Source organism: Liquorilactobacillus satsumensis (assembly GCF_964065465.1).
GTDB classification, from domain to species: domain Bacteria; phylum Bacillota; class Bacilli; order Lactobacillales; family Lactobacillaceae; genus Liquorilactobacillus; species Liquorilactobacillus satsumensis.
Map to the genome: position 1 here is coordinate 2,466,587 of NZ_OZ061606.1, position 21,269 is coordinate 2,487,855.

Annotated in this window: 20 protein-coding genes and 1 pseudogene; 15 read left to right on the top strand and 6 right to left on the bottom strand. The window is 41.4% G+C overall.

Annotation, left to right across the window (positions count from 1 at the left end):
• The first annotated feature begins 126 nt into the window (after positions 1-126).
• Positions 127-1,953, top strand: coding sequence for a translation elongation factor 4 (lepA, locus tag AB3Y88_RS11585; protein WP_056960238.1), 1,827 nt, complete (start codon positions 127-129; stop codon positions 1,951-1,953).
• Between the two features lie 560 nt (positions 1,954-2,513).
• On the opposite strand, the gene AB3Y88_RS11590 is transcribed toward lepA, so the two are convergent.
• The 5 genes and pseudogenes from AB3Y88_RS11590 to AB3Y88_RS11610 form a co-directional block, all read right to left on the bottom strand.
• Positions 2,514-2,729, bottom strand: a complete 216-nt coding sequence (locus tag AB3Y88_RS11590; protein WP_054756347.1) for a CsbD family protein — start codon at positions 2,727-2,729, stop codon at positions 2,514-2,516.
• 300 nt (positions 2,730-3,029) lie between these two features.
• Positions 3,030-3,681, bottom strand: a pseudogene (locus tag AB3Y88_RS11595) (SDR family oxidoreductase).
• Between the two features lie 106 nt (positions 3,682-3,787).
• The gene (locus AB3Y88_RS11600) at positions 3,788-4,123 is read right to left on the bottom strand and encodes a heavy metal-binding domain-containing protein (protein WP_228887885.1); all 336 of its coding nucleotides are present in this window, start codon (positions 4,121-4,123) and stop codon (positions 3,788-3,790) included.
• Positions 4,124-4,647: 524 nt separating this feature from the next.
• The gene (locus tag AB3Y88_RS11605) at positions 4,648-4,995 is read right to left on the bottom strand and encodes a hypothetical protein (protein ID WP_228887886.1); all 348 of its coding nucleotides are present in this window, start codon (positions 4,993-4,995) and stop codon (positions 4,648-4,650) included.
• Positions 4,996-5,019: 24 nt separating this feature from the next.
• Positions 5,020-5,979: a nucleoside hydrolase gene (locus AB3Y88_RS11610; RefSeq protein ID WP_228887887.1), complete on the bottom strand. Its 960-nt coding sequence runs from the start codon at positions 5,977-5,979 to the stop codon at positions 5,020-5,022.
• Between the two features lie 239 nt (positions 5,980-6,218).
• On the opposite strand from AB3Y88_RS11610, the gene AB3Y88_RS11615 reads away from it, so the two are divergent.
• From AB3Y88_RS11615 to AB3Y88_RS11655, 9 genes are all read left to right on the top strand, one after another.
• Positions 6,219-6,860, top strand: a complete 642-nt coding sequence (locus AB3Y88_RS11615) for a TetR/AcrR family transcriptional regulator (protein WP_054756338.1) — start codon at positions 6,219-6,221, stop codon at positions 6,858-6,860.
• A gap of 152 nt (positions 6,861-7,012) precedes the next feature.
• Positions 7,013-7,513, top strand: a complete 501-nt coding sequence (locus AB3Y88_RS11620) for a DUF3013 family protein (protein ID WP_054756336.1) — start codon at positions 7,013-7,015, stop codon at positions 7,511-7,513.
• A 29-nt stretch (positions 7,514-7,542) separates the two neighbouring features.
• On the top strand, positions 7,543-8,436 hold the full coding sequence (prmA, locus tag AB3Y88_RS11625) for a 50S ribosomal protein L11 methyltransferase (protein WP_056960248.1): 894 nt from the start codon (positions 7,543-7,545) through the stop codon (positions 8,434-8,436).
• Between the two features lie 3 nt (positions 8,437-8,439).
• A complete protein-coding gene (locus AB3Y88_RS11630) occupies positions 8,440-9,195 on the top strand; it encodes a 16S rRNA (uracil(1498)-N(3))-methyltransferase (RefSeq protein WP_228887888.1) in 756 nt (251 codons plus the stop codon).
• 33 nt (positions 9,196-9,228) lie between these two features.
• A complete protein-coding gene (locus AB3Y88_RS11635; RefSeq protein ID WP_054756331.1) occupies positions 9,229-9,555 on the top strand; it encodes a hypothetical protein in 327 nt (108 codons plus the stop codon).
• A gap of 72 nt (positions 9,556-9,627) precedes the next feature.
• Positions 9,628-11,853, top strand: coding sequence for a bifunctional (p)ppGpp synthetase/guanosine-3',5'-bis(diphosphate) 3'-pyrophosphohydrolase (locus tag AB3Y88_RS11640; protein WP_228887889.1), 2,226 nt, complete (start codon positions 9,628-9,630; stop codon positions 11,851-11,853).
• Positions 11,854-11,866: 13 nt separating this feature from the next.
• The gene (gene dtd / locus AB3Y88_RS11645) at positions 11,867-12,316 is read left to right on the top strand and encodes a D-aminoacyl-tRNA deacylase (protein ID WP_228887890.1); all 450 of its coding nucleotides are present in this window, start codon (positions 11,867-11,869) and stop codon (positions 12,314-12,316) included.
• Between the two features lie 14 nt (positions 12,317-12,330).
• Positions 12,331-13,299 carry an alpha/beta hydrolase gene (locus AB3Y88_RS11650; protein WP_228887891.1) on the top strand — a complete coding sequence of 323 codons (969 nt, stop codon included), beginning with the start codon at positions 12,331-12,333 and terminating at the stop codon, positions 13,297-13,299.
• A gap of 16 nt (positions 13,300-13,315) precedes the next feature.
• Positions 13,316-13,930 (top strand): HAD-IA family hydrolase, encoded by a 615-nt coding sequence (locus AB3Y88_RS11655; protein ID WP_228887892.1) that lies wholly within the window; start codon positions 13,316-13,318, stop codon positions 13,928-13,930.
• 93 nt (positions 13,931-14,023) lie between these two features.
• Here AB3Y88_RS11655 and AB3Y88_RS11660 read toward each other — a convergent pair whose 3' ends face one another.
• A complete protein-coding gene (locus tag AB3Y88_RS11660; RefSeq protein ID WP_228887893.1) occupies positions 14,024-14,887 on the bottom strand; it encodes an N-acetylmuramoyl-L-alanine amidase in 864 nt (287 codons plus the stop codon).
• Between the two features lie 386 nt (positions 14,888-15,273).
• On the opposite strand from AB3Y88_RS11660, the gene hisS reads away from it, so the two are divergent.
• From hisS to AB3Y88_RS11685, 5 genes are all read left to right on the top strand, one after another.
• Positions 15,274-16,563 carry a histidine--tRNA ligase gene (gene hisS, locus AB3Y88_RS11665; protein ID WP_228887894.1) on the top strand — a complete coding sequence of 430 codons (1,290 nt, stop codon included), beginning with the start codon at positions 15,274-15,276 and terminating at the stop codon, positions 16,561-16,563.
• A gap of 24 nt (positions 16,564-16,587) precedes the next feature.
• Positions 16,588-18,351 (top strand): aspartate--tRNA ligase, encoded by a 1,764-nt coding sequence (gene aspS / locus AB3Y88_RS11670; RefSeq protein WP_056960260.1) that lies wholly within the window; start codon positions 16,588-16,590, stop codon positions 18,349-18,351.
• 392 nt (positions 18,352-18,743) lie between these two features.
• Positions 18,744-19,283 (top strand): peptide-methionine (S)-S-oxide reductase MsrA, encoded by a 540-nt coding sequence (gene msrA / locus AB3Y88_RS11675; RefSeq protein ID WP_056960262.1) that lies wholly within the window; start codon positions 18,744-18,746, stop codon positions 19,281-19,283.
• Positions 19,284-19,313: 30 nt separating this feature from the next.
• A complete protein-coding gene (locus tag AB3Y88_RS11680) occupies positions 19,314-20,189 on the top strand; it encodes a YitT family protein (protein WP_054756322.1) in 876 nt (291 codons plus the stop codon).
• Between the two features lie 40 nt (positions 20,190-20,229).
• Complete coding sequence (locus AB3Y88_RS11685) at positions 20,230-21,132, top strand: deoxyribonuclease IV (protein WP_056960264.1); 903 nt, start codon at positions 20,230-20,232, stop codon at positions 21,130-21,132.
• Positions 21,133-21,269: the final 137 nt, after the last annotated feature.

A 21,269-nucleotide genomic window follows, 5' to 3' on the forward strand; every position in this document is an offset into this window, starting at 1 on the left:
AAGACTTGCTATTAAGGCAGGTGTTCAAAGCCTTTCTTTTTGGAGCGGGTAAGTGCGTTGTTTTTGGAGAATTGCATTGGTATAATTAAGCAGAGTAGATTTCGAGTAGGAAAGTAGGAAATTTGAATGGATATTGAGAAATTGCAGGAGCGTCAGAAAAGGATTCGTAACTTTTCAATTGTCGCGCACATTGATCATGGAAAGTCGACCCTTGCAGATCGGATTCTCGAGCTGACCGAAACCGTCTCTAAGCGTGAGATGAAGGATCAATTGCTGGACTCAATGGACTTAGAGCGCGAACGCGGGATCACGATTAAATTAAATGCGGTGGAGCTTCACTACCATGCAAAAGATGGAGAAACTTATATCTTTCATTTAATTGATACCCCGGGCCATGTTGATTTTTCATATGAAGTGTCACGCAGTCTGGCAGCTTGCGAAGGTGCTGTACTGGTTGTTGATGCTGCACAAGGGGTTGAGGCACAGACACTGGCGAATGTTTATTTGGCATTAGATGATGAACTTGAGATTGTTCCGGTGATTAATAAAATTGATTTGCCAGCCGCACGACCAGAGGAAGTGCGCCAAGAAATTGAAGATGTAATTGGACTGGATGCTTCAACGGCTGTGTTAGCGAGTGCGAAAAAGGGAATTGGGATCGAAGAGATGCTGGAAAAAATTGTCCATGATGTCCCTGCACCTGCTGGAGATTTACAGGCACCCCTGAAGGCTTTAATTTTTGATTCAGTTTATGATGATTATCGCGGCGTAGTCCTGAGCATTCGTGTTTTTGAAGGAATTGTCAAACCAGGAGACCGCATCCGACTAATGAATAGTAAAACGGAATACGAAGTCACAGAAGTTGGCGTAAATTCGCCTAAGCCTTTAAAGCGTGATTTGCTGATGGCAGGTGATGTCGGCTATCTTACTGCAAGTATCAAAGATATCCAGGATACTCGGGTTGGTGATACGGTTACTTTGGCAGACAGGCCTGCTGCAAAAGCACTTGCAGGGTACCGTGAGATGAATCCAATGGTTTATTCAGGACTCTATCCAACTGATAATGCAAAGTATAATGACTTGCGTGAAGCATTAGAGAAACTGCAGTTAAATGATGCTGCATTAGAGTTTGAACCTGAGACATCACAGGCGCTAGGCTTTGGTTTTCGGTGCGGGTTTTTAGGACTTTTGCATATGGATGTTGTCCAAGAACGGCTGGAGCGCGAGTTCAATATGGAACTGATCACAACTGCACCAGCTGTGACCTATGATGTTGAGTTGACAGATGGAACACATAAGTCGGTTTCAAACCCTGCAGAAATGCCAGAAACTTCTAGTATTAAACTCATCAATGAACCTTTTGTGAAAGCGACAATTATGGTGCCAAATGATTACGTTGGGGCTGTCATGGAACTTTGCCAGCATAAGCGTGGTAACTTTGTTACGATGGAGTATTTGGATGAATATCGTGTCAATGTGATTTATGAGATGCCGTTATCAGAGATTATCTTTGACTTCTTTGACAAGTTAAAATCAAGTACTAAGGGTTATGCCTCACTTGATTATGATTTGGATGGTGAGCGACCGGGTGATCTTGTTAAGATTGATATCTTGCTAAATGGAAGTAAGGTTGATGCGCTTAGCTTTATTACACATCGTAAGTTTGCAGCGCAAAGAGCACGGGTAATCACCGGGAAGTTAAAAACGATTATTCCGCGTCAGAGTTTTGAAATTCCGATTCAAGCGGCCATTGGAGCTAAAATTATTGCGCGTACGAATATTAAGGCATATCGCAAAGATGTTACGGCAAGAATTCATACAGGGGACCCGGATCGTCGTGCAAAGCTCTTAGAGAAACAAAAGCGTGGCAAGAAAAGAATGAAAGCAGTCGGGACTGTAGAGGTGCCGCAAGAGGCATTTATGGCAGTTTTAAAGACCGATGAAGAAAATTAAAAGCTACTAAATGATTAGAGTCCATATAAAAGAGGGGAGAGTGTGACATAAGTCGGGAAAATTTGAGTACTAACTCGAAATTATGAACATAGCGAGTACTTTGCTATGAGTAATTCGAAGTTAGACGGAGAATTTTGACTTATGGAACACGTTTATCCGGAATAAAAGAGAGAGTGTGACATAAGTCGGGAAAATTTGAGTACTAACTCGAAATTACGAACATAGCGAGTACTTTGCTATGAGTAATTCGAAGTTAGACGGAGAATTTTGACTTATGGAACACGTTTATATGGAATAAAAGAGGGACTGTGACAAAAGTTAACTTTTGTCACAGTCCCTTTTTTAAGCTATTGAATACCACTTTTTTTTATCCAAGTGTTACCATTTCATCCAATGGTAGACTGTCTTGATCAAGGTTGCCCACACAAGTCCTTTGACCTTTACTAACATACAACGAACTGTAATAAAGAACAAGGAAATTTACATAACCCTTACATAAATTACTGAAAATTTACACTTAGCAAAAATGTGGAAACAAACATTGGTTATTACTTAAAAATTTAGTGATCTTTTTTGGTAAGTTTGTCTTTAAGGCTTTTAGCAGCACCTTTGGCAGCATCCTTTGCATCGTCAAAAGTATCTTTAGCTTTGCCAAGTGTACTTTGAACTTTTCCTTCAGATTCTAATTCTTTGTCACCCGTAACTTTGCCACCGACTTCCTTGGCTTTGCCCGTAACCTTGTCTTTAGCATTTTCAAACTTGTCTTCTGAACTCATAATAAAGAACCTCCCTTGTTTTGACCTTATGAAAAGTATAAGAGAAAGAACCTAGCTGGCGCAAATAATAAGCCTTATAAATTAGAAAATTTGTGTAAGATATACGACAACAAGGGCTGTAAAATAGGTAAGTTAAATTGGATGCGTTTTCTCTGCAAAAATTGTATTATAAGTGTAAAGCAAGTCGCTGTTAAAAAACGCCCACAACTTTATTTAAACGCTTGCTGAAACCACGCACAAAAAGGCTGTAGCGCTCTGGTCTCAGATACGCTACAGCCTTTTGTATACTGAAATTGCCTGCTATTTTGCATACCACAAAGGTCGTGCACCGGTAGTGCCGGGTTTATCGATCCCGATGGACTGTCTGACGTAGGCTGTTGGGTCCGCCACCAAACTGGCAACCAAGGCGGCAACACTTTTGCGCGAGACCTCAGTTCCTTTAAAAGGTTCTTTTTTTTGAAGTTATCTCATAGTTAACTTCATCTTTGTCCTGCAGCCATGCAGGTCGAATAAGGGTATAGTCCAAAACGCTGTGTTCAATAATGGCTGCGGCAGCGGAATAGGCTTCTAGGTAACCCCCAAGCATATCCCGGTTCCATTGACCAAATTCTCCTGGAACTTCATCATAAATTCCAAGTGTTGAAATCCAGATTAGTCTGCGGAGTCCCTGAGCACGCATGGCTTTGACCACCGTTTCGGCTTGTGTTTCAATATCTTTACCCGCTAAGTTAGCATAGACAATGTCCTGATCGGCCAATGCAGCAACCAATTCAGTGTAATGAGTACAATCACCAGTGATAATCTTGATGCGCTTTTTATCTAAAGCAGAATCAGTGAGTTTCTCGGGGTGACGCAGAAAAAGCGTTAAACGAACATCATGCTGAGTAAGCAGCATCGGCTCTACTAACTTTGCAATTTGACCGGCGGCTCCTAAGATAATAACTCGTTTCATTTTGAACGCTCCTTTAGTTTCTTTTACCGCTATCGTATTACTTTTTGAAGTGGTCTACAAATTAAACGGATTTGGCAAGCAATCAGGTTGAAACGAGATAAGCAATTTAGGCTTGATTCGATGAAACGTATTTGACGGCTGTTCCGTAAGCTGCCACTGATTGCATATCCTGACCAATTGAACCCGAGTCAAAGCGCATCATGACTACCGCATCTGCTCCCAATGCAGCTGCATTATTACGTAAGCGTTCGATTGCAATTTGTCTTGATTCTTCTAACATTTTAGTATAATCTTTGATTTCTCCACCTACGATATTCTTAAAACCAGCACCGATATTACGGAAAACATTTTTGGACTGCGTTGTCAGACCAAAAACTTCGCCAAGAACCTCATAATTTTTTCCAGGGATATTTTCGGTTGTTACAACAAGTATTGTTGCCAATCTGATCAGCTCCTTTTTTATTAAGTAAAGTGTAGCAGAAAATGGAGCGCATTCGCAATTGCAATGAACTTATGCTGGTTGTAGACTGAAAATGATTTTATGTAATGAAAAAGTAAATTATGTAAAATGTAGGTAAATCGGCTTTCTTTGACCATTTTTTAGCTTATAATGAAAACATCCTCAAATTCACACAAAAAGCTTTAACTGCCAAGAAGGGACTGTGACAAAAGTTAAATTTTGTCACAGCCCCTCTTTTATTCCGGATAAACGTGTTCTATAAGTCAAAATTTTCCGTCTAACTTCGAATTACTCATAGCAAAGTACTCGCTATGTTCGTAATTTCGAGTTAGTACTCAAATTTTCCCGACTTATGTCACACTCTCTTCGTTTTAGATTGCAATATCCGAATTAGCATGGTTACAGGTTCCAATTAGAGGATTTTTGTGACATACTGGCGCAATCCTTAAGAAAACTAGGCTGAAATTCAGGATATAGCTGAGCTTGTAATTGTTTTAGAAAACCGTTTAACTAAAGACAAAGAAATATGAAAAAGATGAGATCAAAATGCCTAATGCGAGCACACCAAGTGTTGCTCCGAGTCTACCGGTCTGTAACCGAAGATTTGCCAATGACATCAGTGCAAGCAATAGTCCTGTTGCAAAGAAAAGAAAGTAAAGTCCGCGCAAAGGGAGAAAGAGTTCACAGATAAACAGCGAAAATAGTAAAATGAGCGTCCGCGAATTCCTAAACCACGCAATTCTTCCCCAAAAAACGTGGCGATAAGAAAAGCTTCGATCCTTAGGAAGTTTCATGTATTTAAGGATTAACAGGAAAAGCCATAAAAGATATAATACGACCCCGGTAAGTTGCATAAGAACACCTCGTTCAATTAAAAATCAATGATCTGCAAATAAGGTGGTGAGACGATTCATAAACTTATTGACAAATCTTTTTTTGTCGACATTTAAAGCTACTTGTGTTGTGGTAGCTGGTTCATTGATCCGTTTTTCATCACCAATTGTGCGTCCTTCAAATGGAGGAACTGTCTCAACTTTCATGTTCAAGAAAAATGTCTGTAACAAGCTAGGCTCCAAGGCAGCTGCAACAGCAAGCGGATCATGAAGTGCACAGCCGGCCAAATGGGAACTTGTAACTTGATAGGCATCAATATAGTAGTCAACTAGATCGGCATAGATGCTACCTGCCGAAGTTCCAAGTGAGCGCCATGTTTGAGTTTCTTTTTTAGTCAGTAATGTACGTGTGGTAACGTCTAAACCAACCATCGTTAATGGAAGTCTGCTGCGTAGAACTTCATTCGCAGCCGCTGGGTCTTGGTGCAGGTTAGCTTCAGCTGCAGGGGTGACGTTACCCGGAACGCTTAGTGCACCGCCCATAAAGGTTACTCCACCAATCAACTGAACGATTTCAGGATCTTTTTTAATAGCGGCTGCAAGGTTGGTTAAGGGGCCTGTAGGTACGAAAAGCAAATTATGTTGGTACTTATGGATTGCCGTGATCAGGAAATCAACGCCGTCTTGTTCAGCTACTTGTCGTGGTGCATGGGGGAGCGTAAGATTGGCAACTCCATTTTTACCATGAATTTGAGCACTGATTGGTTCAACAACAAAATTTTTTTTGGTCGAAGCACATGGTAATCCTTGATAGACTGGGACATCAGCAGCGCCTAGCAAAGAAAGCAGATCCAAACTGTTGCGTACTCCTTGTTCAACAACAACGTTGCCGTAAGAGCCGATGATGCCAATCAACTCGCAGTCCTGATCAGCTAGGGCATAAGCGATGGCAAGTGCATCATCAATTCCAGTATCAAGATCGAGAATTAGCTTATATTTAGTCATGGTGAGACCTCCGTGATGTAATATTGAAAAATTCAATCAAGATAATCTTAGCAAAAAAAAGTGCAGCTGACCAGTGACTTAGGATGAGAGATATTAAGCACTGTTTAAGTTTTCAAACAAAGAGTTTTGCTAAACCTGATTGTTGATATATAATGTTAGTAGATTTTGTGTAACTCAGAGTGTAGTTTTTGTGATTGAAGGTCACGTGAGCCGAGTTGGAAAGTAAAGGAGATTAAAAATTGGGACAGCTGGAAAGAAAATTTCGCGAAAGGAAATTAAAGCAGCAGGACGTGATTGATGCTGCAGAACGAATTTTTGCACAAAAGGATTACGCAACCGCAGGAATTGACGAAATTGCTAAAGAAGCTGAATTTAGTAAAAAAACACTTTATGTTTATTTTAATAGTAAAGAACAGATTTATTTTGAAATTGCGCTTAGAGGTTACCGAAAATTCCAGGCAATCCTTGAAAAAAAAATGGCAACTGCAGGACCAACGGGATCATTGGAAAAACTACGCCTATTCTTTAATAGTATTGTCACCCTTAGAAATGATTTTCCTGTATATTTAGAAGCAATCATCTATTATGAAGGTTCTACGCTCGAGAAACTGCAACTTGGCGAAGTTGTATTGCAAAAATATTATCAATTAAACGCTGAAATTTTAGAGCTGCTTAAGGCAATCCTAGTGCAAGGACGAGCTGAAGGACGTTTTTCCGCCGAGATGGCTAATGAGCAAGGAGCGGCCTTTGTCTGGTCTTGTATTGTCGGAATTAGTACCCTCGATAGGACTAAAGAAAACTATCTAAGAGCAGCGCAACATTTTACTGCTGGTGACTTTATGCTCAAGTCTTTTGAAAAAATGCTGTTGTTGTTTAATTAAGATTTGCTGCAGTTCAATTAATATGTTGTCACGAACCAGCAAAAATACTAATATTAAATTAGGTTTATGCAACAGAACGTGCAAAAAACGAGGATAGATATTTCCAAATTTGTGATTAAAAAATAGTTACTTCTTCTTAAGGCGGTGGAGCAATGAAATTCGATCTTCTTGATTTTTTAAAACTAGGGCTATCAAAACTGGACTTTGATGGACAACTGGAACTTTCATGGAACAAGGAACAACATACCTTTACGATTGAAATAACTTTTGTAATGGAAAAAAAGGCACGTGCGTTGTTTCTTGATATGACCGGTGAAACTTCACCTAAACCCGCGATTACTTTCGTGGATGCAATTCTGCTCTATGATCGAGTATTTTTTGACCCACGCAGAGTGCAAGACGATTATCTTGTATGTTTGCCATTTGATGGTCAAAAGGGCTGGGAACTTGCAAAAGGAGAAGCATTGTTGACCTATTTGCAGATTTTATTAGATAACAGCCAGTCTGATTTAATCGAGTTTTTGAATAGCAGCGACAGTTCAAAAATAACACTATTTGAGCTCGAATGGTCCGCTGAAGAGTTTTCACGGATACTTGCAGAAAAACGACAGGTGCAAGATAAAGATTATTGGCTAGCGTATCCTAAATTATAATTAAGCTGTATCAACATGGAGGGAATAAGTTGCACTGGCAAAAGTTAACAATTACAACTACACAAGAAGCTGAGACTGCAGTTGAAGCTATTTTATATGACTTGGGGACTGCAGGGATTCAAAAAGAAACCGCTCTGTTAAAACAGACAGGGCTTCTTTACCTCAGTAGTTATTTCAACAATGCAAAAGAAGCCCAAGAAAAACTTAAAAAGGCTAAACAACGGGTCGCAGCACTCGCACAATTTGGTTTTGACGTTCAGCGTTTGGAAGTCAAACTGGTGAAAGTTGATGATCAGAAATGGGCACATGAATGGGAAAAATATTACCATGCCCAAAGAATTACACGCTATTTGACAGTTGTGCCGACTTGGGAAGAATATCAAGCGCGACAAGCAGGTGAAGTGCTGCTTAGACTCGACCCTGGGGATGCGTTTGGGACAGGGACACACCCTACAACGGTACTTGCACTTGCTGCTTTGGAAAATTGTCTGCGCGGTGGTGAAACAGTGATTGATGTTGGAACTGGTTCTGGGGTTTTAAGTATTGCAGCGTGCAGGCTTGGTGCACAGCAAGTTTTTGCGAGTGATCTTGATGAACAAGCGGTTGCTTCAGCTAAACGTAATCTTAAAGCAAACGGTGTCCAGTCTAAGGTGATTGTCAAGCAAGGTAATCTGCTTCAAGGAGCTCCGGATGCAGTAGATCTAATAGTTGCAAATGTTTTACCGGAGGTTCAGGAACTGTTGCTACCCCAAGTCGGATTACATCTTAAGGAAAATGGCAAGCTGATTATGTCTGGCATAATTGTTACTAAAAAAGAGCTTCTGGTGGAACAGGCAGACAAACAGGGGTTAACACTACAACAGGCCACTTCAGATGGCAAGTGGGTCTCATTGGTACTTCAAAAGAGTAAAGGCGGGGATTAACGGATGCAGAGATACTTTGTAAAACAGGCCGACCTGCCGGAATTATTTGGGTTGCCTTCAGAGATATATCAACATGCAATTGTGGTGATGCGCATGAAAAAAGGTGATTGTTTTGAAGTAGTGACAACCCAAAAACAGGTGCTTTTGGTTGAACTTGTTGAGGTTACTGCTCAAACAGCCAAAGTTCGGGTACTTAAGCGCTTCGAGCATCAGGTGGAGTTGCCGGTAAGAGTCACACTTGCCTGTGGCTTGCCTAAAAAAGATAAGGCTGAATGGATTGTGCAAAAGGGGACTGAACTGGGAGCAGCCAATTTTATTTTCTTTGGGGGCGAGTATTCGGTTGCAAAGTGGGATTCTAAAAAACAACCCCAAAAAGTAGCTCGTTTGCAAAAAATTGCACAAAATGCTGCTGAACAAGCGCATCGAGTGGTGACACCGCAAGTTACTTTTGCTCCACGTTTGAACAAAATTGCTTTTAATGAATTTGATTATAAAGTGACAGCATATGAAGAAGCAGCTAAGCAAGGAGAAAAAGCGGTTTTGAAACGTTTATTTGAAGCACTGCAAGCTGCTGAAAAGGGAAAACAGAAGAGTTTAATCGCAGTTTTTGGACCAGAAGGCGGCCTTTCAGCCGCCGAAATTTCCGATTTGCGTGCGCAAGCTTTTGAACTGGCGGGTCTAGGCCCTCGTATTATGCGAGCAGAGACAGCTCCGTTGTATTTGCTTGCCGCGCTTTCTTTCGTCCTTGAATTAGGGTAAAATAGAAGCAATTATTGAGAAGTGAGGGTTTCGATGAATACTAAACATTTATTTTCATTAACAACTATCTGGTATTTGGCATTTGCGGCAGCAATCTCTTTAGTAGTGCCAATCATTTTTGAAGAACTTAATCTAAGCGATGTTTCACGGATTGGTTTTGCTTTATTTGGAATCAACATTGTTTATGCAATCATCACCGGGATAATTGTAGGAGCTAGAAAGCAACCGGCAGTCTACCTGCTCTTTTTCCCGCTAATCTATCTTGGAGGAGTCCGGCTCTTTTTTGAAAGCTATGCCTATTATTTCGCATTGGTTTATATTGTGGTTGCTCTACTTGCATATGGGGCAACTAAAAAATAGTTAGCGCACGGTGGAAAGCACGTCTTTTAGAGTACGTGTTTTTATTTATATTTTTTTGTAGGGGTGGACAAGATGGAAAGAGAAACAATTTGGAGCGCCGATGATGTTATCAAAATGGTGCAAAAATATATGAATAAAGAGCACGTAGCGTTGGTAAAAAAGGCGTATGCTTTTGCAAGCTATGTGCATAAGGAACAGCGCCGTCAATCTGGTGAGCCGTATATTATTCATCCTATTCAGGTGGCAGGAATTCTTGCTGATCTACGGATGGATCCGGCGACTGTTTGTGCGGGCTTTTTGCATGATGTTGTGGAAGATACACCTGTGACGCTCGGAGATGTGGGGGAACTTTTTGGCCACGATGTTGAGGTCATTGTTGATGGTGTCACCAAGCTGAGCAAAATCCGCTATAAATCGCATCAACAGCAGCTGGCAGAAAATCACCGGAAGCTATTGTTGGCGATGTCAAAAGATCTGCGGGTAATTATCGTCAAATTAGCGGACCGCTTGCATAATATGCGCACACTTAATCATCTGCGCCCCGATAAGCAACGCCGCATCGCAAATGAAACTCTGGAAATCTATGCTCCGTTGGCTGATCGGTTAGGAATCAGCACAATCAAATGGGAACTTGAAGATAGTTCGCTGCGTTACCTTAATCCGCAGCAGTACTACCGAATTGTTCATCTGATGAATTCTAAAAGAATTGAGCGTGTGCACTACATCGAGGAAGCTATCAAAGAAATTCGCAGTTCGATTGCTGATCTTGACTTGAACTGCGAGATTTATGGCAGGCCAAAGCATATTTATTCAATTTACCGGAAGATGAAAGATCAACACAAACAGTTTAGTCAGATTTATGATCTGTTGGCTGTGCGGGTGATTGTAGATTCGATTAAAGATTGTTATGCGGTCTTAGGTGCAATTCATACGCGTTGGAAACCGATGCCGGGCAGATTTAAGGATTATATTGCAATGCCAAAAGCAAATATGTATCAATCATTGCACACGACAGTGATTGGGCCCAACGGCAGACCCTTTGAAGTGCAGATCAGAACCTCAGAGATGCACCGGGTAGCTGAATATGGGATCGCTGCTCATTGGGCATACAAAGAAGGTAAGACAGACGCGATCAAACAAGATGATACCGGCACCAAACTTAACTGGTTTAAAGAAATTATTGAACTCCAAGATGAAAGCAATGATGCTGCTGAATTTGTGGAGAGTGTTAAGGGCGATCTTTTTGGTGATCGAGTTTATGTTTTTACACCTAAGGGCGATGTTTTTGAACTTCCAAAAGGAGCTGGGCCGCTTGATATGGCCTACTCTATTCATACAGAAATCGGCAATGAAACGGTTGGTGCAAAGGTTAATGGCAAAATTGTACCGCTTGACTACCAGGTCAAAAATGGAGATATTGTTGATATTTTAACTTCTGTGAATTCCGCAGGACCCAGTCGTGATTGGCTTAAATTGGTTCATACTAGCAAGGCACGTAATAAGATTAAACGCTTTTTCAAACAGCAGGATCGAGTTGAAAACATCGACAAAGGCAAAGAGATTATTGATGAAAGCCTGCTGGAGTTAGGTTATGAACCAAAGAAAGTCTTGACAAGCGAGAATTTAGAGAAAGTATTACGCAAAAAGAAATTCTCGAGTGTGGATGACTTATACGCAGCACTCGGTTTTGGAGAGTTAGCTCCGCTTGGAATCAATAATATTCTGACGGAAAAAATTCGTGAGGAAAAAGAAACAGATCGTAAACGGCAGGAAGAAAAAGCACTCTTGGAGGATCATCAGGAACTGACACGGGAAAATCAGCTTGATGGTCGTAAGAATAAAAATGATGAAGGAATTATCATAGAAGGCGTCGATAACCTGCTAGTACGATTGAGCCACTGTTGTAATCCGATTCCAGGAGATGACATTGTTGGTTATATTACGAAAGGCCGGGGAGTTTCTGTGCATCGGGTGGACTGTCCGAATGTTAAAAATGCAGAAAAGTCAGGCACACGTCTGATTGCTGTTTCGTGGAATATGACGGCTGACAACAAAACCTACTACAATACGGATTTACAAATTCAGGGCTACAATCGTTCTGGGCTCTTAAACGATATTTTGCAAGCTTTAAATAACAGTACACGGCAGTTAAGTTCTGTTAATGGACGCGTTGATAATAATAAATTAGCGACGATGGACGTTACAGTCGGAATCCGAGATCGGATTCATCTGCAGCGCGTAATTGATAACATTAAACGGGTGCCAGATGTTTATGTAGTTAAGAGAACAATTCATTAGGGGGAAAGTGACGATGCGAGTGGTCTTACAACGAGTCTCACAGGCAAGTGTGCAAGTTGCAGGTCAGCAAATTGCGCAGATTAAACAAGGCTTTTTACTTTTGGTTGGTTTTGAAGAAGGCGATGGACAGGAACAATTAGAGCGAATCGCGCATAAGATCAGTAATGTCCGTGTTTTTTCTGATACTGCTGGGAAAATGAATCTTAGTATTAAACAGGTTCAAGGAGAGATTCTTTCTGTTTCGCAATTTACACTTTACGCGGCACTTCGCAAAGGAAATCGTCCAAGTTTTACTCTTGCGCAGAATCCAACAATTGCAGCACAAAATTATCAGACTTTTAATCAGCTGCTACGCGCTAGTGGGACACCTGTTGCTGAGGGAATTTTTGGAGCAGAGATGGAAGTTTCACTTGTGAATGACGGGCCAGTGACACTGGTGTATGATACAGATCAGTTAGTGTAAAGGGGAGAGCGCTAATGCAATTGATTTCGTTGGAAAAGGAAGCAAAACAGATTTGCGAGCAGCACAATAACAGTTTTGTGCCGACTACTTTTGGGGTGAAGGTGGTCAGAGAGCGATTTGAGCTCGAGCAGCGTGCCGTTGTCTATTTGCATGATGTACGTTATCAGGACGTAACAGTTGCCGTTCCTACTAAGCTAGGAGGGAAAGTTCCGGTTCGAATACTGTATCCTAAAGATCTGAAGGAAGATGAGAAGCTTCCAGTGTTATTTTACGTCCACGGAGGGCAGTTTATTTCAGGAAATGTAAAGACGCATGATAAGTTGATCCGCGAATTGGTGTCTCGTGCACGAGTTGCTGCCGTATTTGTTTCGTATTCGCTCGCACCAGAAGTTAAGGCACCGGTCCAGCTTAACCAGCTGCAAGTTGTGTTTGAAAAGCTGCCGGAATTGGCGAAATCTTATCCATTTGATTTATCAAGATTACTTGTCGGCGGTGATGATGTTGGTGGAACTTTTGCATTAGCACTTGCTTTGATGCATCCCAATAGTATCGAACTGCCACGAATTTATAAAATGGTGCTTTTTTGTCCCGTGACGAATGCAAATTTTGATACAAATTCTTATCATCAATTCGCTGGTGGGTACGATCTGACACGTGAGCAGATGAAGTGGTCCTGGCAGCAGTATTTAGGACAAGTACAAGACAAAGCAACGTTTCTTTATTCGCCTTTGCGAGCCACGTTTGAACAGTTGCGGCAATTGCCGGAAACTTTAATTATTACGGCTGAGGCAGACGTCGTTAGAGATGAAGGAGAAGCTTTTGCACGTAAGATGCGGGATGCGGGTGGGAATGTTTCACAAATTCGTTTCCAAGGTACGATTCATGACTTCGTTGTTAAAAATGCGCTGGATGAAACCAATGCATGTCGTTTGGCAATGAATGTTGCAGTTGGTTGGATTAGGCGCAAGGCAGCACTTAAGTAGCTGGAAAGGGGCAAAGATGCGCGATTATTGTTGGGATTTTGACGGGACACTTTATCAGACATATCCAGTCATGGTCAAAGCGTTTAAAGAAACGTTGCAAGATTATGGTATTGAGGTAAACGCTCAGGCAGTCTATCTGCGAATGCGGCGCTCTTCACTAGGACAAACCTTTGCTTTCTATACAAACGATCTGCCCACAACGACCCAAGCAAAGATTGTGCAGGACTATCGGCAACGGGAACAGCAGGCGCAAAAAGACGAGCATCCTTTTAGTGGTGCGCGTGAGGTTTGCAAACAAGTTGTGGCCCGCGGTGGTCGCAATTTTCTTTTAACACATCGGGATCACAGTGCATGGCAGCTGCTGGTGCGTGATCAACTCGCCGAATTTTTTTCGGGAGCAGTGACCGGAGATGCTCATTTTCCACGCAAACCGAATCCGGCTTCTTTGAATTACCTGTGTACAAAGTTCGGGATTATCCGCACAGAAGCTGTAATGGTTGGAGATCGGCCACTTGATGTAGAAGCGGGACGGCGCGCCGGGATGCAGGGATACCTGTTTGATCCAGACCAAACAATTATTGCAAAGATTGAGTGTGATCGAAGAATCAGTGAATTGAAGGCTGCTTTATAATTATGGTCCAATTGTTTTTTAGTTGAATTTATGGACCCAAGTGCTTGAACTACGTTTTTGTGGCTGCTCAGCACGTTAAGCTGTAAGTATACTTTAATTTTTGGAATCAAAATATGCTTTTAAGCCACGTACGACATCACTGGCGACTTGATTGCGATAACTTGCAGAATTGATTTGTTCAAAGTCGCGGCTGCTGTTGATGTATCCCATTTCAAGGAGAATGCTAGGGAAATTATTGGCGCGGATGACTAGAAAATCGCCAAAGTCAATGCCGCGATTTTCGAGACTAAGTGCCTTGAATTGTGAGTTAACACTTTTAGCTAAACTATAAGAAGTCTTTTGATGATAATAATACGTAGTAATTCCAGAAGCTCCATTTTCCACAGGTGAAGAATCAAAGTGAAAACTGATAAAAGCATCAGCGTGGACGTTATTTGAAAGTTGTGCACGTGGTTCGAGATCTACATATTTATCAGCTGAACGGGTGAGGTAGACTTTTGCGCCACGCTGACGCAAACTTGCGGCCACTTTTTTAGCTACTTTCAAGGTATATGTTTTTTCCATCCGACCGTTAGCAGAAAGAGCCCCTGAATCAGCACCACCATGTCCGGGATCAAGAACAATGGTTGCGTCGGCTAGGTCGTCAATTTGATTGCGTTCTTTAGTGGCCAGATTCCAGTCTGCAATCCAGCCAAAGTGATTATCACTAGTTTTGATATAAAACCAATGATATTTTGAACGGATAATGGTAATTCTGCTGCCTTTTTTTAGTGTTTTAAGTTGGGAATATTCAATGCCAGGTCCCTTTTTTAAGCTGGCTGTTGGAGCTTCGATGATCACTTGTCTGAAATAATTTAAGGTGCGGAAGAAAAGTATCCCAGTTAAGAGGACCACCAGGATGCTTAAAATTAAATGTCTTTTTTTAAGCTGACGTTTTTCTTTTTTACTGTTTTTCAATACTAGGACTCCATCGTTTCAATTTGTTATCCTGTTAATTATAGCAAACTTATACGAAAACAACGAAAACATTCGTATTTGGAAGACATTTTTTTCACAACTTGACTTTGTGTAACTTTTCGAGTATCTTAGTGTCAGTATATGAAGCCGGAAGAGAGAAGAGTAGTTCGTTGAGTTTCAACTAGCGAGTGGGAATTGGTGTGAGCCCACTGAAATTCACGGGCGAATGACACTCTTGAGGTGCATGTTTGTTGCATGCCGTATGGAACGTTATCCTACTAGAGTAATAACTTAAGGTGGTACCGTGCACTCTTGCACCCTTGTCGATGTCTTCGGCGGGGTTTTTTTTATGCAACAAATAAGATTTTATTAAGGAGGAAATATTAATGAAATATCAACGCCCAAAGGGAACCACAGATATCATCCCTGGCGAATCTGAAAAATGGCAGAGTGTCGAACAAGCTGCTCGTACACTGTTCAAACGATATCGTTATCACGAGATCCGGACGCCAATTTTTGAAAGCTTTGAGGTCTTTTCACGAACTTCAGGTGAAACCTCAGACATTGTGACTAAGGAAATGTATGATTTTTATGATAAAGGAGAACGGCATATTACTTTACGGCCTGAAGGGACAGCTGGCGTAGTTCGCGCCTATGTTGAAAACAAACTGTATGGCCCTGAAATTCAAAAACCCTTTAAGACTTTCTACATGGGACCGATGTTTCGTTACGAACGTCCTCAAGCTGGACGGCTACGCGAATTCCATCAAATCGGAGTTGAGGCGTTTGGAGTTGACAATCCAACACTAGATGTTGAAGTAATGGCAATGGCTGTTGAACTTTTACATAGTTTAGGGCTGAAAGATTTGAAGCTGGCATTGAATACTTTGGGTGATAATGAATCACGCACGCGGTACAGACAGGCATTGATTGCTTATCTTGAGCCGCTGACAGCACAATTGAGCGCTGATTCCCAAGAACGACTGCATAAAAATCCGTTGCGTGTTCTTGACAGCAAAGATCAGCAGGATCAAGAAATTGTAGCGAAAGCACCACGGATTCTTGATTACTTGACCCCTGAAGCACAGGCACATTTTGAGGGTGTTAAAGAACTGCTGACAGCTTTAGAGATTCCATTTGAGGTTGACACTAGTATGGTACGTGGACTAGATTACTATAACCACACTATCTTTGAATTAATGAGCAACTCAAAAGCTTTTGGTGGCAAATGGACGACTGTTTGTGCAGGTGGCCGGTATAACGGGCTTGTTGAACAACTTGGGGGGCCTGAGACACCTGGAATTGGATTTGGGCTGGGCGTTGAACGTCTTTTATTGATACTCGAAGCTGAAGGCATTCAACTGCCACTTAATAATGAACTAGATGTTTATGTGGTTGGAATCGGTGCAGCAACCAATGTTGAAACCCTCAAATTGGTTCAAAGTTTGCGTACTGCTGGATTTAATGCTGAGCGAGATTATTTAAAACGCAAGCCTAAGGGACAATTCAAAGCAGCCAGTCGTTTAGGTGCGCACTTTACATTGACTTTAGGTGAAGAAGAGTTAGCACAAAAAGAAGTAAATCTAAAGGAAATGGAAAGCGGAAAGGAAATCAAGGTACCTCTTGGTGCTGTTTATACAAAATTCGCAGAGCTAATTAAACAGCTACGTGCATAAATTAAGAAGGAGAACAGGCAAAAAATGGAAAGAACAACTTATTGTGGATTAGTAGATGAAACGTATCTAGGACAGGAAATCTGTTTAAAAGGCTGGGTTCAAAAGCGCCGCGATCTAGGCAATTTGATTTTTATTGATCTGCGTGACCGCGAGGGAATTGTACAGTTAGTATTCAGCCATGAATTCAATGAAGAAGCACTGAAAATCGCCGATGATTTGCGCAGTGAGTATGTAATTGAGGCGCGAGGAAAGGTTGTTCCGCGTGGTGAAGGGGCAAATAATCCCAATATGAAGACGGGGAAAATCGAAGTTGAAATTCATGAAGTTCATTTACTGAACAAAGCAAAGACTCCTCCATTTTATATTGAAGACGGGATTAATGTCTCAGATGATTTACGCCTTAAGTACCGTTACTTGGATTTGCGGCGTCCAGAGATGCAACAGTCGTTGATCCTACGTAGTAAAATCACGACTTCTATCCATAAATATTTAGAAGAAGAGCAATTTATTGATATTGAAACCCCATATTTGACAAAATCAACGCCTGAAGGTGCGCGCGATTATCTGGTGCCTTCACGTGTTTATCCTGGCCATTTCTATGCTTTACCCCAATCGCCGCAACTTTTCAAACAGCTTTTGATGGGAGCTGGATTTGATCGCTACTACCAAATTGCACGGTGCTTCCGTGATGAGGATTTGCGTGGTGATCGCCAACCAGAATTTACGCAAGTTGATTTAGAGACGTCATTTTTAACAGCAGCAGAAATTCAAGATCTTACGGAAGGTTTGCTTAAACGGGTGATGAAGGATGTTTTGGATATTGACATTGAATTGCCACTGCAGCGCATCACTTGGAATGAGGCCATGGATCGTTTCGGTTCCGACAAACCTGACATTCGTTTTGGGATGGAATTGATTGATATGGCAGCAGCAGTTAAGGATGTTGATTTTAAAGTTTTCCAAAATGTTCTGCAAAATGGCGGTCAAGTCAAGGCAATTACTGTGCCACAAGGGGCAGATAAATATTCACGCAAAGAAATTGATGCAAAGCAGGAATATTTGAAGCGCTTTGGGGCAAAAGGACTGGCATGGTTAAAAGTAACAGCTGACGGTTTCTCAGGTCCAATTGCCAAGTTCTTCAAAGACAGCGCTGACCAGGTTAAGCAGGCTGCAGGTGCTCATACCGGTGATCTGATCCTCTTTGCTGCTGATACACGCAAAGTAGTCGCTGATTCTTTAGGATATTTGCGTACAAGTATTGCCAAGGAACAAGGGATGATTGATGAAGCCAAATTTGCTTTCTTATGGGTGGTTGATTGGCCATTATTTGAATATAGTGAGGAGTTCCATCGGTATATTGCAGCGCACCATCCCTTCACAATGCCAAATGAAGAAGATGTTCAGTTGCTGGATACTGATCCACATAAAGCACACGCTCAAAGTTACGATATCGTTTTGAATGGGTATGAATTAGGTGGGGGTTCAATCCGAATTCATCAGCGCTCAGTGCAAGAAAAGATGTTCAAGGCGTTGGGCTTTACCAAAGAAAAAGCAGAACAGCAATTTGGTTTCTTTATTGATGCGCTTGATTATGGCTTTCCACCACATGGCGGGCTGGCAATTGGGCTTGATCGTTTTGCAATGTTGCTGACCCACAAGGATAATATCCGTGAAGTAATTGCATTTCCTAAGAACTCAAAGGCATCTGAGCCATTAACAAATGCGCCTAGCACTGTTGCTCAAAAACAACTTGATGAACTTCATTTGGAAACTACTGAAGAAGAGTAGACCAACAAGTTTTAGTTTAAAGACAACTATGTCTATGCTCGGGTGGTATTTAACTGCAAGCATTAGCAGGTAAGCACGTGGTACCATCCGGGTTTTTGACGACTAATTTTTGTGGGACTAAGTTTGTTACTTGGAAACTGTAATGTCTAAAGTCGGTTTAAAAAATCAAAAGAGGGGCTGGATCAAAAACTAGATTTGATGCGGTCCCTTTTTTGATTTCAGATAGCGAGGAATGTACTCAAACAAAGACTTGTGTGGACTGCTGTTAGAATCGAAAAGCATGCTACAATATTCGGTAAAAGCAATTTATGACATGTTTTCAAACCAAGTCTCTTGCTGAAAAAATATTTTTAAGTTATCTTATACATGAACTTGAGCTGGGAGGAAAATAAATGAGTGAGAAAAAAGAGACTGCAATTTTTGCAGGTGGCTGTTTTTGGTGCATGGTTAAACCGTTTGATCAACAACCAGGCATTTTAAAAGTAGTATCTGGATATACCGGTGGACATGTTCCAAATCCGACTTATGAGGAAGTTTGTGCCCATACAACTGGGCATACAGAAGCCGTTAAGATCACGTTTGACCCTACACTGATTTCTTATGCGCAGCTAGTAGAAATTTATTGGCAGCAAACTGATCCAACAGATGCAATGGGACAATTTCAAGATCGTGGGGACAGCTATCGCCCGGTGATCTTTACCAATAGTGATGAGCAAAAGAAAATTGCGGAAGCTTCTAAGCAAGCACTTGCTGCGAGCGGACGTTTTACAGCTCCAATTGTGACCCAGATTGAAGATGCACAACCTTTTTATGAAGCAGAGGATTACCATCAGGAATTCTATAAAAAAAATCCGGCGCGCTTTGCTCTTGAAGAAGGCGGCCGGGAACACTTCAAACAAAAATATTGGGGGGAAAAGGGCAAAAATAATTAGGCATTAAGAAGAGAAGAAGGAGAACACCTTATGGATGAACTTCAGCGAATTTGGAAAAGACACCAGTATGTGGCTCGTGCATCAACAGCTTTTATTTATGGCATTCTTGTTTCAATCGCGATGAATTTTTTTTGGACACCAGGTAAGATTTATTCTTCCGGAATCACCGGTTTGGCGCAGTTATTAGAGACACTTACGAGAAATCAGGGTTTGTTTCACCCATCGACTGCGCTGCTTTTATTTATGTTAAACATTCCGCTTTTTTTGCTGGCATGGCTCCAAATTGGGCATCGTTTCACTTTATTTACTTTTTTAGCAGTTGTCTTTTCGAGTATAATGATTAAATTATTGAAGCCCATTACATTGACAACTGATCCGATTATTTGTGCAATTTTTGGTGCCGCAATCAATGGTTTTGGAACTGGTTTGGCATTGAAAAATGGAATTTCAACTGGCGGCTTGGATATCATCGGGTTGACGCTGCGCAAAAAGACTGGCAAAAGTATCGGGACCATCAATATGTGTTTTAATGCCTTTATTGTGTTAGCAGCGGGCGCTGTTTACGGGTGGCCGTATGCTTTTTATTCTGCTCTGGGTCTGATTGTCAATGCACGTGTCATGGATATGGTGTACACACGCCAACAAAAAATGCAGGTCATGATTGTCACAAACAAGCCGAGAAGTGTGGTTGACTGTATTCAAAGCCATATGCGGCGCGGAATTACAATTGTTCACGGTGCAGAAGGCGCATATCGGCATGATAAAAAAACAATTCTATTTACCGTTATTTCACGCTATGAGCAGCATGATCTCAAAGCTGCAATGGAAGAATCCGATCCGTATGCGTTTGTTAGTATTGCGGAAAATGTCCAGATTATGGGCCGCTTTTATGAACCAGAACCTTAAATTATTTCCACTAATTTAAAAAATCAAGGAGGCTTTACATATGTTATTAGGTTCACATGTAGGGATGAAGGGCAAAGAGATGTTTTTGGGCTCTGCCCAAGAAGCGGCTGCCTATCATGCCACTACTTTTATGATCTATACAGGCGCGCCACAAAATACGCGCAGAAAGCCGATTGCTGAAATGAATATTCCAGCAGGTAAAGAGTTTATGCAACAACATGGTCTTAGCAATATTGTGATTCATGCTCCATATATTATTAACCTTGGAAATACTAAAAAACCTGAAAATTTCACTTTTGCAGTTTCGTTTTTGCACGATGAAATTGAGCGAGCTGAAGCATTGGGTGCAAAACAGATGACATTTCATCCAGGAGCACATGTGGGTGCCGGCGCTCCCGCAGCAATTGCCAATATTATTAAGGGCTTGAATGAAGTGCTTACCCCAGAACAAGATTTGCAAATTGCAATTGAAACAATGGCTGGGAAGGGAACCGAAGTTGGGAAAACATTTGAAGAATTAGCACAAATTATTGCTGGAGTTACCTACAATGAAAAGCTGTCAGTTACTTTCGACACTTGCCATACAAATGATGCAGGATACAATGTAAAGGATGACTTTGATGGTGTTTTGAATGAGTTTGACCATATCATTGGATTGGACCGTTTGAAAGTCGTCCATGTCAATGATTCAAAGAATGAGCGTGGTGCGCATAAAGATCGGCATGAAAATCTTGGCTTTGGCACGATCGGCTTTTCCACTTTGAACTACATTGTGCACCATCCACAACTCGCAGAGTTACCCAAAATCATGGAGACTCCTTATGTTGGACCAGACAAAAATCATAAGTATCCGCCGTATGCTTTTGAAATTGAGATGCTTAAAACACAAACATTTGACCCGGAAATGCAAAAAAAGGTATTGGCACAAGCCGGCAAATTATAAATACAGCCCGGTAATTAATGCGCGCCTTTAACCTAATTGAATAGATAAATGGCAAAGTAGTTTAAAGTTAGTGAAGTGTTCCATAGTTAAAGTAAATAACCTTTTTAAGCTAAGCGACTTGCGTTGACCTTGGTCAG